Origin of the sequence: Mycobacterium parascrofulaceum ATCC BAA-614, assembly GCF_000164135.1 — a bacterium.
In the GTDB taxonomy this organism is placed as follows: domain Bacteria; phylum Actinomycetota; class Actinomycetes; order Mycobacteriales; family Mycobacteriaceae; genus Mycobacterium; species Mycobacterium parascrofulaceum.
This window is the reverse complement of record NZ_GG770553.1, coordinates 1964351-1980031: the sequence shown is the minus strand read 5'-3', so window position 1 is coordinate 1980031 and position 15681 is coordinate 1964351. Positions and strand designations below refer to the sequence as shown.

14 protein-coding genes are annotated in these 15681 nt (G+C 69.6%); 4 read left to right on the top strand and 10 right to left on the bottom strand.

The features are described 5' to 3' along the window. Positions 1–14: 14 nt before the first annotated feature. Both HMPREF0591_RS09315 and HMPREF0591_RS09310 read right to left on the bottom strand, forming a co-directional pair. A complete protein-coding gene (locus HMPREF0591_RS09315; RefSeq protein WP_040622165.1) occupies positions 15–1196 on the bottom strand; it encodes a zinc-dependent alcohol dehydrogenase in 1182 nt (393 codons plus the stop codon). A 54-nt stretch (positions 1197–1250) separates the two neighbouring features. Then, positions 1251–1958 (bottom strand): GAF and ANTAR domain-containing protein, encoded by a 708-nt coding sequence (locus HMPREF0591_RS09310; RefSeq protein ID WP_007168241.1) that lies wholly within the window; start codon positions 1956–1958, stop codon positions 1251–1253. Between the two features lie 331 nt (positions 1959–2289). Between HMPREF0591_RS09310 and HMPREF0591_RS09305 the strand changes: the two genes are divergently transcribed. Continuing rightward, complete coding sequence (locus tag HMPREF0591_RS09305) at positions 2290–3612, top strand: NAD(P)/FAD-dependent oxidoreductase (protein WP_040621488.1); 1323 nt, start codon at positions 2290–2292, stop codon at positions 3610–3612. Positions 3613–3619: 7 nt separating this feature from the next. Here HMPREF0591_RS09305 and HMPREF0591_RS09300 read toward each other — a convergent pair whose 3' ends face one another. Together HMPREF0591_RS09300 and HMPREF0591_RS09295 are read right to left on the bottom strand one after the other, a co-directional pair. Then, positions 3620–4156, bottom strand: coding sequence for a DUF1360 domain-containing protein (locus tag HMPREF0591_RS09300; RefSeq protein ID WP_007168239.1), 537 nt, complete (start codon positions 4154–4156; stop codon positions 3620–3622). Positions 4157–4232: 76 nt separating this feature from the next. Beyond that, entirely contained in the window at positions 4233–4616 is a 384-nt protein-coding gene (locus HMPREF0591_RS09295; RefSeq protein ID WP_007168238.1) for a MerR family transcriptional regulator, read from the bottom strand. A gap of 144 nt (positions 4617–4760) precedes the next feature. Between HMPREF0591_RS09295 and HMPREF0591_RS09290 the strand changes: the two genes are divergently transcribed. Continuing rightward, a complete protein-coding gene (locus HMPREF0591_RS09290) occupies positions 4761–5210 on the top strand; it encodes an Hsp20/alpha crystallin family protein (RefSeq protein WP_007168237.1) in 450 nt (149 codons plus the stop codon). Between the two features lie 100 nt (positions 5211–5310). After that, complete coding sequence (locus HMPREF0591_RS09285) at positions 5311–5991, top strand: PAS and ANTAR domain-containing protein (protein ID WP_007168236.1); 681 nt, start codon at positions 5311–5313, stop codon at positions 5989–5991. Here HMPREF0591_RS09285 and HMPREF0591_RS09280 read toward each other — a convergent pair. Beyond that, a complete protein-coding gene (locus tag HMPREF0591_RS09280; protein WP_007168235.1) occupies positions 5986–7362 on the bottom strand; it encodes a WS/DGAT/MGAT family O-acyltransferase in 1377 nt (458 codons plus the stop codon). The two genes, HMPREF0591_RS09285 and HMPREF0591_RS09280, sit on opposite strands and share 6 nt — an antisense overlap. Before the next feature lie 244 nt (positions 7363–7606). On the opposite strand from HMPREF0591_RS09280, the gene ppsA reads away from it, so the two are divergent. Next, the gene (gene ppsA / locus HMPREF0591_RS09275) at positions 7607–10012 is read left to right on the top strand and encodes a phosphoenolpyruvate synthase (RefSeq protein WP_007168234.1); all 2406 of its coding nucleotides are present in this window, start codon (positions 7607–7609) and stop codon (positions 10010–10012) included. 116 nt (positions 10013–10128) lie between these two features. Here the strand turns inward: ppsA and HMPREF0591_RS09270 are convergent, their stop codons facing one another. The 5 genes from HMPREF0591_RS09270 to HMPREF0591_RS09250 form a co-directional block, all read right to left on the bottom strand. After that, positions 10129–11016 (bottom strand): beta-ketoacyl-[acyl-carrier-protein] synthase family protein, encoded by an 888-nt coding sequence (locus tag HMPREF0591_RS09270; protein WP_007168233.1) that lies wholly within the window; start codon positions 11014–11016, stop codon positions 10129–10131. Continuing rightward, the gene (locus HMPREF0591_RS09265) at positions 11000–12103 is read right to left on the bottom strand and encodes a 3-oxoacyl-ACP synthase III family protein (RefSeq protein WP_040622163.1); all 1104 of its coding nucleotides are present in this window, start codon (positions 12101–12103) and stop codon (positions 11000–11002) included. Before HMPREF0591_RS09265 ends, HMPREF0591_RS09270 begins: the two co-directional genes overlap by 17 nt. Positions 12104–12152: 49 nt before the next feature. Further along, complete coding sequence (locus HMPREF0591_RS09260; RefSeq protein WP_007168231.1) at positions 12153–13151, bottom strand: Acg family FMN-binding oxidoreductase; 999 nt, start codon at positions 13149–13151, stop codon at positions 12153–12155. Between the two features lie 98 nt (positions 13152–13249). Then, a complete protein-coding gene (locus tag HMPREF0591_RS09255; protein WP_007168230.1) occupies positions 13250–14710 on the bottom strand; it encodes a bifunctional aminoglycoside phosphotransferase/ATP-binding protein in 1461 nt (486 codons plus the stop codon). A gap of 15 nt (positions 14711–14725) precedes the next feature. Then, entirely contained in the window at positions 14726–15613 is an 888-nt protein-coding gene (locus HMPREF0591_RS09250; protein ID WP_040622158.1) for a universal stress protein, read from the bottom strand. Positions 15614–15681 lie beyond the last annotated feature (68 nt).

Sequence of the window (15681 nt, the reverse complement as noted above, 5' to 3'; positions counted from 1 at the left end):
CTACACAGCGGTTTTCAAGGCCGTAACATGACCTTTACCGCGCCGTCCTGCTTCTTCTGGAAGATCTCGTAGGCGTGCGGGGCCGCATCGAGCGGCAACACGTGGGAGGCGAAGGTGTCGACGCCGAGCGGGTCGTCGTCGGTGAGCAGCGGCATGATGTCGTCCACCCACCTCTTCACGTTCGCCTGACCCATCCGCAGGGTCACCTGCTTGTCGAAAAGCGTGAGCATCGGCAGCGGGTCGGCCATCCCGCCGTACACCCCGATCAGCGATATCGTCCCGCCCCGGCGCACGATGTCGATGGCCGAGTACAGCGCGCTCAGCCGGTCCACCCCGGCGGTCTGCATGAGCCGCTTGCCGATGAAGTCGGGCAACATGCCGGTGGCCTGCTGGGCCAGCCTGGCCCCCGGGGAGCCGTGCGCCTCCATGCCGACCGCGTCGATCACCGAATCGGAGCCCCGCCCGTCGGTCAGGTCCCGGATCGCGTCCCCCAGCGAGGAATCGAGCCGCCCCAGGTCGACGGTGTGGATGCCGCGCTGCGCGGCGCGGGCCAGGCGTTCGCCCACCAGGTCGACGCCGATCACCCGGTGGCCGAGGTGGTGCGCGATCCGCGCGGCCATGTCGCCGATGGGGCCCAGGCCGAGCACGGTCACCGTGCCGCCGTCCGGGATGTCGGCGTAGGCCACCGCCTGCCAGGCCGTCGGCAGCACGTCGGACAGGTAGACGAACCGCGAATCAGGCGGCCCCACAGGGGCTTTGATGTGGGTGAACTGCGCCTGGGGCACCCGCAGCAACTCGGCCTGCCCGCCGGGGACCTCGCCGTAGAGCTCCGAGTAGCCGAACAGCGCCGCGCCCATGCCCTGCTCGCGCACCTGGGTGGTCTCACACTGGGTGTAGAGCTGCCTGTCGCACATATAGCAACTGCCGCAAGAGATTTGGAATGGGATCACGACCCGGTCACCGACCCGCAGGTCGCCCGTTTCGCCGCCCACCTCGCGGACGATCCCCATGGGTTCGTGCCCGAGGATGTCGCCGGGTTTCATGAAGGCCCCGAGGATCTCGTAGAGGTGCAGATCGGAGCCGCAGATGTTGGTCGACGTGACTTCGATGATGGCGTCGGTGGGCTTCTCGATCTTCGGGTCGGGAACCGACTCAACCCGAACGTCGCGCTTGCCGTGCCACGTGACTGCCTTCATGTGCAGCGACATACCCGCCTGGCGGCGTCCGAAACTTGGCGGCCCGGTGCGGGGTCAGCGGTTCCGGCGCTTGAGCGGATGCTCGCTGTCGATCAGCGATTTCGCGATGTCGATGAGTCTGGTGTTGGACTTCTGCGAGAGCCGGGTGAGCAGTTCGAAGGCCTCGACGGCGTCGAGGTTGAAGCGCTCCATGATGATTCCCTTGGCCTGACCGATCATGTCGCGCGACGCCAGGGCGCTGCGGAATTGGTCCTGGCGGCGCAGCATCGACCACGCCAGCGCGATGTGCGTGGCGTAGACGGCGCCGAGCTCCACCGAGTCGTCGGAGAAAGCGTGCGGGGAGTCGGCGTAGAAGTTGAGCGCCGCCATGCTGCCGTGGTCCACGAACAACTCGTAGGACAGGATGGATCGGATCGGGGTCTGCTCGAGCGCGTACCGCCGGTAGCGCGGCCACCGCTTTTCGACGGCGAGATCCTCGACGTGCATCACGTGGTGGCGCCAGGCCGCCTCCACGCACGGCCCCTCGGCGTACCGGTTCTGGATCTCGTCCAACAGGACCGGGTAGCGATGCGTGGCGGCGACGTTGAAGACCGCCCTGGTCCGCTCGGCCATGGTGATGCCCGCGTACTGGCTGCCCACCACGTGCAGGACGCCGTTGCCGATGAGCTCGTTGAGCCCCGCCGCGGTGTCGATCTCCGCGCGCTCCATGCTGGACACCAGCTCCGCGAGCTGGCTGATCACCACCGTAGTGCCGTTTTGCATCAGCCCCCCTTTCGAAGGTCCGGCCCCCGTACGGCGTGGCGCCATGCGTCGTCCAAGCGAATCCGGGCAGACTCCACCCCGAGGGCCACGCCTCGCTCGTTCGAGCGTTCAAGATATGAGTTCGATGTGTCAACCCACCAAACGAAGTGTAAAGGCCAGATAACGAAGCGCAACCCACCCGGGCAGCGCCGCATTACCATCGCGCGAATTATCTTCCGTCGACCCGGCGCGCACGTAAGGTGCTGGCATCCAACAGGTTTCGCGACACGCGCCGACGATCGTGCCGCGACGTCCCGGATCTTCGCGCGGCGGCCGTCCTACACTCGGATTGGTGACCTCAATCGTGATCGTTGGCAGCGGCTTCACCGGATTCACCTGCGCGCAGCGCCTGGCCCGCATCCTGCGCCGGCGGCGCGCCGAGGTCGACATCACGATCATCTCCCCGGTGGACTACATGCTGTACACCCCGTTGTTGCCCGACGTCGCGGGCGGGGTGGTCGATGCCCGGTTCGTGGCGATCCCGCTGGCCAACACCCTCAAGGGCGTGCACGCGGTGCGCGGCCGCGTCGACGGCGTCGACTTCGCGCGGCACACCCTGACATGGTGCGATCCCGAAGAACGCAGCCACACCATGCGCTGGGACCGGTTGGTGCTCACACCGGGTTCGGTGACACGGCTTTTCGATGTGCCGGGACTCGCGACCTGCGCGCGCGGCCTGAAGACCACCGCCGAGGCCCTTTACCTGCGCGACCATTTCGTCGAGCAGCTGGAGCTGGCCAACATCGACGACGACCCGCGGGTGGCGGCGGCCCGGCGCACCGTCGTCGTGGTGGGGGCCTCCTATTCGGGCACCGAGTTGGTGGCGCAGCTGCGCGCGTTGGCGGACGCCGCCGCCAAGCAGATGCGGTTCGACCCCGCCGCGGTTCGCTTCGTGCTCCTCGACCTGGCCGAGCAGGTGATGCCGGAGGTCGGCAAGAAGCTGGGCGACGCCGCGCAAAAGGTGCTGCGCCGGCGCGGCATCGACGTCCGGCTCGGCCTGACGCTCAAGGAGGCACACGCGGATCACGTTGTGCTCAGCGATGATTCGCGCATCGAGACGCGCACCGTGGCCTGGGTGACCGGTGTCACCGGCGCCCCGCTGATCCAGGACCTCGGGCTGCCGACCGAACGGGGCCGGCTCAAGGTCAGGGCCGACCTGCAGGTGCCCGACCACCCGGACGTGTTCGCGGCCGGCGACGCCGCCGCGGTCCCCGATCTGACCCAGCCCGGCAAGATCACCCCGCCGACCGCACAGCACGCGACCCGCCAGGGCAAAGTGCTGGCCCGTAACGTCGCTGCCAGCCTCGGCCCCTCCTATTTCCGGGGCGCCCCCAAGGAGTACAAGCACCGCAACCTGGGCCTGGTGGTCGACCTGGGCCCGTGGCACGCGGTGGCCAACCCGCTGAACATTCACCTGTCGGGCTTACCGGCGAAGATCGTGACCAGGTCCTACCACCTCTACGCGATCCCGCGGGGGGTCAACCGCTGGGCCGTGTCGCTGGCCTACCTCACCGACCTCCTGTTCGCCAGGTCGGTGGTCTCCATCGGCTTGGCGTCGGAGGAGGACGCCCAATTCGCGGCCAGCGAGGGCATCCCGATGCCGAAGACCGGCTGAGGGCCGCTCAGCCCTCGGCCGCCTGCTGGGCCATCGCGTAGGCCAGCTGCAGGAAGTCGGCGCCGGTCAGCACCGTGAAGACGCCGGCGACCAGGCGCGTGTAGCGCGGCGCGAACACCAGGCCGATGGCGAACCCGGTGGCCACCCACATGTCCAGGCAGAACGGGCAGGTCAGCAGCTCGCCCAGGCTGTGCCGCACCGGGCTCTCGTCCCGGACCTCCTCCATCACCTCGGCCGGGCCGCCGCTGCCCGCGAAGCGGGTGAAGGGCGCGCGCAACGGGCTGGTGACCGCGTCCTTGGCCAGCGTCCGCGAGAGCTTGTGGGTGCCCAGGGTCACCGTGATCAGGTCCTGAACGCGCCACCGCGTCGGCAGCGTGCGCCCGGTGAGCAGCGCGGCCACGGTCGCGACGGCGACGACGGCGCTGTAGGTCACCAGCACCGCCAGGTAGCCGCCCAGCGGCCGGGGCGCCTCGCCGCGGTATGCGTCCGCTTCGCGCCGTGCGCCGTCGACCACCTCGGTCTTGGCTTCCGCCACCTCTCCCATTGCGTCTCCTTCAACTCCGGGGCCCAGCACGCTGGGTACCCGATGTCGGTGAGCGCAATCCCGGGCGGCGGTGGCCTCACGCGTCCCGATCGCCGGGTTCGGTGGCCGCGTCCGCGAACCTCGCCGTCCCGGCGGCCTTGCGCAGGCTCCGATTGGTGGTCCGCAGGTCGGTGTTGGCCGCCGCCAGCGTCGCGTTGTGGTCCTCGAGGTCGAGGATGCGGGCCACGCCGGCCAGGTTGATGCCGGCGTCGACCAGCTCGCTGATGCGCCTGAGCCTTGCCAGGTCGGCGGCGCTGTAGCGCCGCGTTCCGCCGTCGCTGCGCGCCGGTGTGACCAGTCCATGACGTTCGTACAGGCGCAACGACTGCACCGCGATGCCCGACAGCTCGGCGGCCACCGAGATGCCGTACACGCCGTGATCGGGCGCCGGGGCGCCGGAATCGCGGCGTTGATCGGTCATCACGCGTCTCCTCGAAGCTAGCTGGCTCAGAAAATCTATTTATCACAGTTGCACCACTGTGTCGACGGTGCTATATAAAATCTATGTCGTTGGACATAGGTAATAACCAGACCACAGCCTAGATTGGAGTGAGAGGTGACCACCATGCTGATGCGGAGCGACCCCTTCCGTGACCTCGACCGCTTTGCGCACCAGGTGTTCGGTACGGCCGCCCGGCCGGCGGTGATGCCGATGGACGCGTGGCGCCAGGGCGAGGAGTTCGTCGTCGAGTTCGACCTGCCCGGCATCGACGCCAACTCCCTGGACATCGACATCGAGCGCAACGTGGTGACGGTGCGCGCCGAGCGGCCCGCCCTCGACCCCAACCGCGAGATGCTCGCGACCGAGCGGCCGCGCGGCGTGTTCAGCCGGCAACTGGTGCTCGGCGAGAACCTCGACACCGAGAAGATCGAGGCGTCCTACCGCGAAGGCGTTCTGCGCCTGCGCATTCCGGTCGCCGAACGGGCCAAGCCGCGCAAGATCACCGTCGAGCACGGTGACGCGCGGACGGCCATCGACGAAAACGCCAAGCAGCACGAGGTCATCAACGCCTGATCGGGAAGGGCGGCGGTCCCGGGTCCGTGCTCGGCACCCGCGCCGCCGCCCCACCCAAACCGGCTTCAGGCCAACGGCTCTTATCGATACCGGGTGTGAAATGAAGTGGGAACTCGACGGTCAAACGGCGAACGTGGAACAGGCGTTGGCGGGCGGCGCCGCACAACCGGCCGGCTGGTTTCGCTTCTACTTCACCGACCAGCGCTGGGAGTGGTCGGAGCAGGTGCAGCGGCTGCACGGGTACGAGCCCGGCAGCGTCACGCCCACCACCGATCTCGTGCTCTCCCACAAGCATCCGCAGGACCGCGGCCAGGTCGCGGCCACCATCGACCAGATCGTCAACACCCGCCAGGCCTTCAGCACCCGGCATCGCATCGTCGACACCGCCGGCAACGTGCGCCACGTGGTCGTGGTGGGTGACCGGCTCTTCGACGACGACGGGGACGTGGTGGGCACGCACGGGTTCTACATCGACGTCTCACCCGCCCCGGGACAGGCCGACGAGGACGCCGTCAGCGCGCGGCTGGCCGAGATCAACGAGAACCGGGCCGGCATCGAGCAGGCCAAGGGCATGCTGATGCTCGTCTACGGCATCAGCGAGGACGCGGCGTTCGAATTGCTGAGATGGCTTTCGCAGGAGGCGAACATCAAGCTGCGCCCGCTGGCCGAGCAGATCGTCGAGGACTTCCGCGACGCCGGCCTGCGGCTGAACGCCCAGACCGAATTCGACCACCTGCTGCTGACCGCCCACGAGCGCGTCGCCCAGGCCGAACAGTCATGACGACTTGCGGCGCCGCCGGGCGCGGGCGGCCGCGACCAGTTGCGCCATGCCCTGCTCGATGCCGGTAGCGAGCGTGTCGATGTCGGGCGCCGTGTCGTAGTCCGCGGTGATGCCGAAGACGAACGTATCGGCGTAGCTGAGCATCGCAATGCCGGTGCGCACCTGAAGGGCGATCGGCGGGACCGGGAGCAGCTCCAGCACCCGGCGGCCCATCAGCCGCTGCCGGCTCCGCGGACCCGGAACATTGGTCGCCAACGCGACCACCGCCCGCTGCGGAAACCGCGACAGCAACCGAATCGTCCACGCCGACAGAGCAAACGGGGTGCGCTTGGCCGCCACCACCACCGCCGAGCCCCCTTCGCTCTGACCGCTGGCCTTGGCGCGGGTGAGCCGATCGTGGACCAGCTTGAGCTGCCGCACCGGGTCCTCCTCGTCGACCGGCAACAACGGCAGCATCGCCGAGACCCGGTTGCCGGCGACGTTGAAGTGGTCCACCGCGCGGACCGACACGGGCACCAGCGTGCGCAACGAGTCGCGGCCGGGGTGTTCCCCGCGCGCCAGCAAGACGGCGCGATAGCTGTTCGTGATCGCCGCCAGCGCAACGTCGTTCAGCGTGACCCCGAACGCCCGGGCGACCTTGTGCATGTCGGTGAGCCGGGCCCGGGCCGCGCTGTACCGCCGCATCGTGGTAACCGGCCCGTTCAGCGACGATTCGGGGGCCGGGTGCAGCAGCCCGGCCGCCAGCTCGGCCGCGCCGATCGCCGCGTGTTCGGCCGCGGTGACCGCACCGAACGCGCTCCGGGCGAGTGCGCTCGCCCAGCTCAGCGGGTTGAGGGTGAGGCCCGCCGGGGGCCGGGCCCCCTTCCTGGCGGCGCCGACGTCGGCCGCGAAGGTGTCGCGGTCACCGTCGTCGCTGAACTTCGCCAGCAGTTGCGTCGTCGCGATGCCGTCGGCGATGCAGTGATGGACCTTGGTGAGCAGCGCCCACCGGCTTTCGCTGAGCCCCTCGATGATCCAGCACTCCCAGAGCGGACGCTCGCGGTCGAGCCGGCGCTCCATCAGCGACGCGATCATCTCGAACAGCTCCGGGTCCCCGCCCGGGTGCGGCAACGCGATGCGGTGCAGGTGGCCTGCGAGGTCGAAGTGCGGATCGTCCACCCATTCCGGTGGCCGCAGGTCGAGCGGATGCGTGCGCAGGACCTGCCTGCAGCGCGGGATCGTCTCGACCCGTGCGGCGAACGCGGCCACGAACTCCTCGTGCGTCGGGGCCGGGCCCTCCACGATCGACGCCGCGCCGACCGCCAGGCTCACGTGCGGATCCGAGTCCTCGACCTCCAGGAAGCCGGCATCGAGCGCGGTCAACTGCTCCATGGTGCTACTTTCCGCGCCGCGATGCCCCGCTGGCAGGGCCGTAAGTCCCCAACTACTGAGGCCCAACGGCGGCTGTGGCGGCGCTCCCCCGGCCATATCGTGAGGGGGGTGACGGGAGAGCTATCGACCAGCGAGGCAGAGGCTTTCGCCGCCGCGCCCGGCACCGACCGCACCGCCCGACGTACGTCGATCCGCTGCCGCCGCCAAGGAGCGCATTGATGCCACCCGCCAGAGGAATAACACCATGAGCGATTTCACCTACGTCCGCTTCTTCGAGGAGATCGGCATCGCCGACGTCCCGCTGGTCGGCGGCAAGAACGCCTCGCTGGGCGAGATGTTCCAGAAGCTGACCGGACAGGGAGTGCGGGTCCCGCACGGGTTCGCGATCACCGCCGAGGCCTACCGCCACATGCTGGACAGCGCCGGGGCCTGGGACGCGCTGCACGCCGCGCTCGACGACCTCGACGCCGACGACGTGACCGCGCTGGCACGCAAGGGCAAGCGCGCCCGCGAAATCGTCTACGGCGCAGGGCTTCCCCCGGAACTCGCCGCCGAGATCACGGCCGCCTACCGGCAACTTCAGGACGAATACGGCGAAGACGTCAGCCTGGCCGTGCGCAGCTCGGCGACCGCCGAAGACCTGCCGACCGCCAGCTTCGCCGGCCAGCAGGAGACCTTCCTCAACATCAAGGGAACCGAGAGCCTGCTGGACGCCTGCCGCCGGTGTTTCGCCAGCCTGTTCACCGACCGGGCCATCCACTACCGGATCGACCAGAACTTCGACCATTTCAAGGTGTCGCTGTCGATCGGCGTCATGAAGATGGTGCGCTCCGACCTCGCCTCGTCGGGGGTGATGTTCACCCTGGACACCGAATCCGGTTTCCACGACGTCGTATTCATCACCGGCGCCTACGGGCTCGGCGAAAACGTGGTCCAGGGCGCCGTCGACCCCGACGAGTTCTACGTCCACAAGCCGACGTATCAGGCCGGCCACCGGGCGGTGCTGCGCCGGCTCATCGGCGACAAGGCGGTCAAGATGATCTTCGTCGAGGGCGAGACGAAGAACACCACCCGCAACATTCCCACGCCGAAGGCCGACCGGGCCCGGTTCTGCGTCACCGACGACGACGTCCTCGAGCTGGCGGGCTATGCCTGCGCCATCGAGAGCCACTACGGGCGGCCGATGGACATCGAATGGGCGAAGGACGGTCTGGACGGGCGGCTCTACATCGTCCAGGCGCGCCCCGAAACCGCAGCCTCCCAGCGCAGCCAGACGGTGGTCGAAAGCTACGTGCTCGAGGGCAAGGGCGCCGAACGCAAGGAGGTACTCGCGGAGGGGCGCTCGGTCGGCGAGAAGGTCGCCACGGGCGTCGCCAGGCGGATGGACAACCTGGGGAAGCTGTCGGAGTTCCGGCCCGGCGACGTGCTGGTCGCCGACATCACCACGCCCGACTGGGAACCCATCATGAAGATCGCCGCGGCCATCGTCACCAACCGCGGCGGGCGCACCTGCCACGCGGCGATCATCGCCCGCGAGCTCGGCATCCCCGCCGTCGTCGGCGCGGGTGACGCCACCACCAGCGTGCCCGACGGCGAGGTCGTCACGGTCTCGTGCGTGGAGGGCGACACGGGGCGGGTTTACCGCGGCGCGTTGGACTTTCGCGTCGACCGCACCGAGGTGTCGGACCAGGAGCGCCCGCACACCGAGATCATGATCAACCTCGGTAACCCGGATCTGGCGTTCAAGACGTCGTTTTTGCCGAACGACGGCGTGGGGCTGGCCCGGATGGAGTTCATCATCAACGAGTACATCCGGGTGCACCCGCTGGCCCTGCTGCACCCCGACCGGGTAAGCGACCCCGACGCCCGGCGGACCATCGAAACGCTGACGTACGCCTATTCCGACGGCGCCGAATTCTTCGTGGAGCGCCTGTCGGAAGGGATAGGCACCATCGCCGCCGCCTTCTGGCCCAAGCCCGTCGTGGTGCGGATGTCGGACTTCAAGACCAACGAGTACGCCAGCCTGGTCGGCGGCAGCGACTTCGAGGCGGCCGAGAGCAACCCGATGATCGGCTTCCGCGGCGCCTCGCGCTATGCGCACCCGGCCTACGCCGAGGGATTCGCGCTGGAGTGCCGGGCGATGAAACGGGTGCGTGAACAGATGGGGCTGACCAACGTCGTGCTGATGCTGCCGTTCGTGCGCCGGGTGGCCGAGGCGGACCTGGTGCTGACGGAGATGGCCAAACACGGCCTGCGCCGCGGGGAGAACGGGCTCAGGGTGTACGCGATGTGCGAGATCCCCAACAACGTCATCCTCATCGACGAGTTCGCCAAGCGCTTCGACGGGTTCTCCATCGGGTCCAATGACCTCACCCAGCTGACCCTCGGCGTCGACCGGGACAGCGAGATCGTGGCCTTCGACTACGACGAACGCGACGAGGGCGTCAAGGAGATGATCCGCCTGGCCGTGGAGGGCTGCCGCCGCAACGGGATTCACTCCGGGCTGTGCGGTCAGGCGCCGTCGGACTACCCGGACATGGCCGAGTTCCTGGTTCGCTGCGGCATCGACTCGATCAGCCTGAACCCCGACGTGGTGGTCAAGACCACCCGGCAGATCCTGGACCTCGAGCGCGCGGTGCAACTGCAGTGAGGCGCCGCGCCGTCTGGCGCCGAGATTGCCGTCACGGCTGTGGTTGGCGGCTCATCCACGACCCTGAGCGCAATCTCGCGGAAGGTCGCGGGGATCCCGGAAGGTCGCGGGGATCCTCAGAATCGCGGCGGCTGGCGATAGAGGGCGGCGCCGGCGACGACGTCGGCCCCGGCCGCGACGAGCAGGACCCGCGCGCCCGCCGGCAACCGCTCGGCCCGCTGCCGGAACGCGGCGGCCAGGGCGGCGGTGTGCATGCGTTCATCGTCGGCGACGCTGATCGCCTCGACCGGTACGCCCAGCCGGGCGCCCAGCGCGGTGCGGTATCCGGGCCGGGCGGGGGCGGCGACGATCGCGTCGACGTCGGTCAGCCGCACCGACTGCTCCTGTAGGCACGCCGCTACGGCCCGGCCGGCCGCCGCGGCGAACCGCTCGTCCATCGCGACCGACTCGGAGAAGCGCAGGACATTGCGGGAGTCGGCGAAGCCCACCGTGGCGCTGAATGTTTCGTCGCCGGCTTCACTCGGGTCGTTCACCCAGGAGACCCGGCTGAGGCCGTAGTCGTCGTCGGACCAGCCGCACAGCATCGCCGCGCCGGCGGCCGAGAATCCGAAGTGCTCGCTCATCCCGTGCCCGGGGTCGGCGTCGCTGGCGACCACCAGCGCGCGCCGGATGGCACGGCTGCGCATGAACCCGTCGATGATCTGCAGCCCCGTCAGCAGCCCGCACGTGCCGTTGGCGATGTCGAAGGAGAAGGTGCCGTGGGCGCCGGCGTGCGGGTCCTCGGGGTTGGCGCCGATGTCGTCCTGAATCAGCGCGGCGAGCGCCGGCTCACCGAGGTTGCGGTCGCGGTAGATGCCGGCGTTGACGACGAGGTCGAGGTCTTTAGCCTCGCATTCGGCCCGCCTCAGGCAGTCCTTGGCGGCGACGACGGCCAGGTGCAACGCGCTGTGGCGTCCCCGCAGGCGCGGATGCGAGACGTCGATCCGATCAATCACCGTGCCCATAGCGGCTCACCACATCCTCATCCAGGGTCAACAAGACCACACCGATCTCCAGCCCGGAGGCCAAGGCCAGCAACGCGATTCGTTCTCCCGGTTTGATCCGCCCGGCCTCGAGTTCCTCGACGAGCGCCACCGTGTGGGTCGTGGAGGCGGTGTTGCCGTAGCGGTCGACGGTAATCACCGCGTCGTGGCGCGGGCTGTCGCCGAACACCTCCGACATCCGGGCCATTCCCTTGCGGATGGCGCGCGCGGACGTCTGGTGGGTGATCACGTGGTCGATGTCGTGGATCGAAAGGCCCACGGTGTCAAGCACTTCACTCAACAGCAGCGGGGTGTTGGCGATCGCGGCCTTCTGGATGGCGCGGGAGTTGGTGAACATCCGCGCGCCCGGGTCGTCCCCCTGCGGATACGCCAGGCAGAGCCGGCTGTAGTCGGCGACGGTGGTGAAACCCGCCAGGGCGATGCCGGCCGAACCGGCCGGCGCCCGCTCCAGCAGCAGCGCCGCGCCGGCATCGCCCAGCGTCAGGGAGGCCAGCTCCTTGCTCATGATGTTGCGGATGTGCCGGGCGGCGTTGTTGCCGAGCTGCGAGATGTACTCGCCGCTGACGACGAGCCCCCGCTCGACGACGCCCTGGCGGATCCAGTTGTTCAAAATCGTCACGCCCGTGAGCATTCCGGCGCACGCGTTGGACACGTCGAACGTCATCGCGTTCACCGCCCCGATCCCGCGCGCCACCGCGCTGCTCATGGTCGGCTCCAGCCACTGGGTCAGCCCGTCGCGGAACTTGGTGATGCTGCAGCTGATCACCACGTCCAGCGACGCCGGATCCTGCTGCGCGGTGGCCAGGCAGTTCAGCGCCGCCGAGCTGGCCAGGGTGTAGGAGTCTTCATCGCCCACCGACACCCGGCGTTCGCGGATCCCGGTCAGCCGTTCCAGGTCGATGTGGGTGCGGTGGCGGGTGGACGCCATCAGCTCGTCGGTCGTCAGGTGGGTTCCGGGCAGATGCCGGCCCGCGGCCGCGACTCGCGCGACGAAGGGGGCCTCACCGCCATTCCCGGTCGTTTCCATCACCAGCCAGTGCCGGGTCATCGATGGCACCTCCTTGGCATCGTCTTTGGGGTAGTGCATGGCATGGCGGTCACCCGCGCATTTCGAGGACTTCGGTCACCGGCCGCCGGGCGGTGGGTTTTGCGTTCGGATCCTTGGCCGGTGACCGGCCGACCCGGATCAGCAGCTGCGGCTGGCCGGCGCCGCCGGTGACCTGCCTGATGATGTCGCGGCTCAACGCCAGCTCGGTCATGTGGGTCAGGGTGCAGGTGGCCATGCCGGCCAAGGTGCATTCGAGCAGCGCCGCCGACAGCGCCTCACCGCAGCGCAGCACTTCGGCCGGTGCATCGTCGTGGGGGGTGGACAGGACCACGATCTTGGAGTGGTCCGCCTCGATCGAGGCCCGGCGGCGGCCCCCGCCCGCCGGCGGGAACGTGCGGGCGATGTCGACACGCGCGGCCTCGGAGCTGGACAGCAGGGCGCTCTCGGGCACGTGGTCGGCGTTTGCTTCGAAGGGTGATGTCCACCAACGTAATTCGGTCAGGTAGGAGGTATCGCTTCGGCGCAGCTGCTCGGTGAGTCGCGACGCCTCGGCCAGCCTCGGCCGCTCGTCGTCGTCGACCACGTCCAGCGACACGCCGTACGGGGTCACCGCGCGGCCGAGAGCCGAACGCAGCGTGGGCCACGCGGTCGGCGCGCCCAGCGGCAGCCGGTCGGTGCGGCGGCGAAGGATCGCGTCGGCCCGCAGCCGGCACTGCGGCGTGACGTTCTCCACGGGCAGGAAGCCCACACTCGCGAGGTGATCCGGCCTGCCCTCGGTGGGAAAACGTTCGGTGACGCTTTCCCAGCCGGCGGCGGCCATGGCGACCCGCAGGTGGTCGAGGACGGCGCCGCAGCTCAGGATCAGCTCACGACCGGTGTGGTCGGTGGCGTGCATCGCGTGGCGCGGGTCGGCCCACAGATGTAGCCTCGTGCCGTCGGCCACCCACCGCCAGGGCTGGCTGTTGTGCAGCGACGGCGCGCGGCAGGCGAGCGTCACCGCGTCCCGGATGACCTGCTCCGTCGGCACTTTCGCGTCCATCTCCACCATTTCGTCGATTCCGGTGAGGCAAACGGTATGCCCGTGCGGCGGGCGCGGGCAGGGCCGTTGGTCCCCGACGGCCGGGACGTTGGAACCTCCTGGGGCTGTTACGTCGCGCGCGCCCAGAGGTCGTGCGCCTCGCCAGCGACGAGGTCGGGGCTCCGGGAGGTGTCGATCCGGTGCGCGCCGACCCAGGCGGCGTGCCCGGCGGCCAGGGCGGCGGCGATCTCCGGGGTCACCTCCGAATTGCCCGAGCGCCTGGTCTTGATCCGGTCGGCCGCCACGCCGGCCGCCGCCGAGCACACGAATTCAACCAGGGCCGAATGCGTCTCGGCGGCCAGCCGCTGAGCCGCCTCGCGCGTACCCGGATCGCGCCAGGTGCCGTCGAGGATCACCGAGTGCCCCTCGCTCAGCAACTGCCGCGCGCGGCTCAGGGCGGTCTCGTACACGGCCGCGACCTGGTCGGGGCGGTAGAGCCCGGCGTTCAGGACGCCGGGCTCACCGGCGATGGCGCCCGCGTCGCGCAGCTCCCGCCGGACGTCGTCGGTCGAGATGACTCGGGCGCCAACGCGTTCGGCCAGGCCCCGGGCGACGGTCGACTTCCCGGTGCCCGGGTTCCCGCCGACCAGCGCCAGGCGGACGGCGCCGGCCTCGAGGTGTCCGGTCGCCATGGCGAGGTGGCGGGCCGCGTCTTCGGCCGCGGCGTGCCGGCCCTGCGACAGGCGCACGCAGTCCACCTTCGCCCGGACCACGGCGCGATAGGCGATGTAGAACGCACGCAGCGACGGCGGCGCCGTGTCCTTCGCATGTTGGGCGTAACGCTCGAGGAAGTGGTCGGCGAGGTCCTTGCGCCCCAGGAACTCGAGATCCATCGCCAGGAAGGCGGCGTCGTCGATGCAATCGACGTAGCGCAGCTTGTCGTCGAACTCCAGGCAGTCCAGCAGCGCCGGCTTCCCGTCCACCCAGAAGATGTCGTCGGCGAGCAGATCGCCGTGGCCGTCGACGATGCAGCCCTGCGCGACGCGGGCGCCGAAGAGGGGGGCGCGGCCGGCGAGGAATTCGTCGACCAGGCGCTCGATCCGCGACACCGCCTCGGCAGCGACCCCGGGCGTGGCGGCGTCGGCGTAGCGGCGCAGTTCCGACAGGTTGTCGTGCCAGCGGCGCCCGACCGCCCGCGCCTCGCCCTGGGCGCTGATCGCCGCGCTCCGCCCGGCGTCGCGGTGGAAGCGGGCCAACACCGCGGCGATCGCGTCCAGTGCGCCGCGGACGTGCCCGTCGGAATCGCGAAATGCCATGGCCGCCAGCCGGTCTTCGTCGCGGTAGCGCCGCATGACGATGACCGGTTCCGGCGGCCCGCCGGCCGGATCGGACAGCTGCGCGATCCCGAGGTAGCTCTCGGGCGACAGCCGGCTGTTGAGCTCGACCTCTCGCCGGCACGCGTGCTCGCGCTGCTGCGGCGTGCGGAAGTCGAGAAAGTCGGTCAGCACCGGCTTCTTGGCCTTGTATGCGCGGTCACCGGCGAGAATGACGACGCCCGTGTGGGTTTCGTGCAGATCGAGATACGGCACGGCGGCGGCGCGGCGCTAGGACGGCCGCGCGACGATCACCGGCATGCGGACCGAGTGGACGACCGCGTTGCTGACCGAACCCAGCAGCACGCCGGACAGGCCGCCGCGGCCGTGGCTGCCCACCACGACGAGTTGGGCCGCTTCCGACTGCTCGATGAGCTGCCGGGCCGGCCGGTCCGAGACGACCACCCGCTGGACGGTGACGTCCGGGTAGCGTTCCTGCCAGCCCGCCAGTTGTTCGGCCAGGCTCCGCTCGGCTTCCGCCTTCACCGCCGACCAGTCCACCCCGGGAAGCTCGAAGACGTCGACGTCGCTCCACGCGTGCAGCGCGGTCAGGCCGACCCCGCGACGCGACGCTTCGTCGAACGCCACGGCCACCGCGGCCTCCGAGGCGGGTGACCCGTCGACGCCCACGAGCACCGGCGCCTGTTGGGGATGTTCCATCAGCGGATCTTCGTCGCGGACGACCGCGACCGGGCAGCGCGCGCCGCGAACCACGCTGCTGCTGACCGAGCCCAGCAGCAGCCTGCCCAGCGCGCCGCGCCCGTTGCTGCCGACGACGACCATCTCGGCCTCTTTGGACATCTCGACGAGTGTGGGCACCGGGGGCGCACACCTCAGCTCGCTGCGGACGTCGATCTTGCGGTCCGTGGTGACGGCGTCTGCGGCGATCTTGACCGCCTGCTCGAGGACCTCCCCGCCCTGCTCCTCCTGCCACACCGCCACGCCGGTCGACAGGGGCAGGGCCGGATACATCGGCACCATCGCGTTCACCATGTGAACCACGGTCAGCGGGACGTGCCGCAGCGCCGCGTCGCGCGCCGCCCAACACACGGCGGCGTTCGATGCCGGCGACCCGTCGACTCCGACGACGATGCCATGGCGGTTTGCGAGTGCGGACATGATGTTCTCCCTCTCCTCGCCCAAAACGCTATGGCGCGAACGGCCGTCGATCATGAGGCTTTAGTCAC

Excerpts from the sequence above, each read along its gene's own strand:
- HMPREF0591_RS09315 (WP_040622165.1), bottom strand. The coding sequence starts at position 1,196 with ATGAAGGCAGTCACGTGGCACGGCAAGCGCGACGTTCGGGTTGAGTCG.
- HMPREF0591_RS09310 (WP_007168241.1), bottom strand. The coding sequence starts at position 1,958 with ATGCAAAACGGCACTACGGTGGTGATCAGCCAGCTCGCGGAGCTGGTG.
- HMPREF0591_RS09300 (WP_007168239.1), bottom strand. The coding sequence starts at position 4,156 with ATGGGAGAGGTGGCGGAAGCCAAGACCGAGGTGGTCGACGGCGCACGG.
- HMPREF0591_RS09295 (WP_007168238.1), bottom strand. The coding sequence starts at position 4,616 with ATGACCGATCAACGCCGCGATTCCGGCGCCCCGGCGCCCGATCACGGC.
- HMPREF0591_RS09290 (WP_007168237.1), top strand. The coding sequence starts at position 4,761 with ATGCTGATGCGGAGCGACCCCTTCCGTGACCTCGACCGCTTTGCGCAC.
- HMPREF0591_RS09285 (WP_007168236.1), top strand. The coding sequence starts at position 5,311 with ATGAAGTGGGAACTCGACGGTCAAACGGCGAACGTGGAACAGGCGTTG.
- HMPREF0591_RS09280 (WP_007168235.1), bottom strand. The coding sequence starts at position 7,362 with ATGGAGCAGTTGACCGCGCTCGATGCCGGCTTCCTGGAGGTCGAGGAC.
- ppsA (WP_007168234.1), top strand. The coding sequence starts at position 7,607 with ATGAGCGATTTCACCTACGTCCGCTTCTTCGAGGAGATCGGCATCGCC.
- HMPREF0591_RS09270 (WP_007168233.1), bottom strand. The coding sequence starts at position 11,016 with ATGGGCACGGTGATTGATCGGATCGACGTCTCGCATCCGCGCCTGCGG.
- HMPREF0591_RS09265 (WP_040622163.1), bottom strand. The coding sequence starts at position 12,103 with ATGACCCGGCACTGGCTGGTGATGGAAACGACCGGGAATGGCGGTGAG.
- HMPREF0591_RS09260 (WP_007168231.1), bottom strand. The coding sequence starts at position 13,151 with ATGGTGGAGATGGACGCGAAAGTGCCGACGGAGCAGGTCATCCGGGAC.
- HMPREF0591_RS09250 (WP_040622158.1), bottom strand. The coding sequence starts at position 15,613 with ATGTCCGCACTCGCAAACCGCCATGGCATCGTCGTCGGAGTCGACGGG.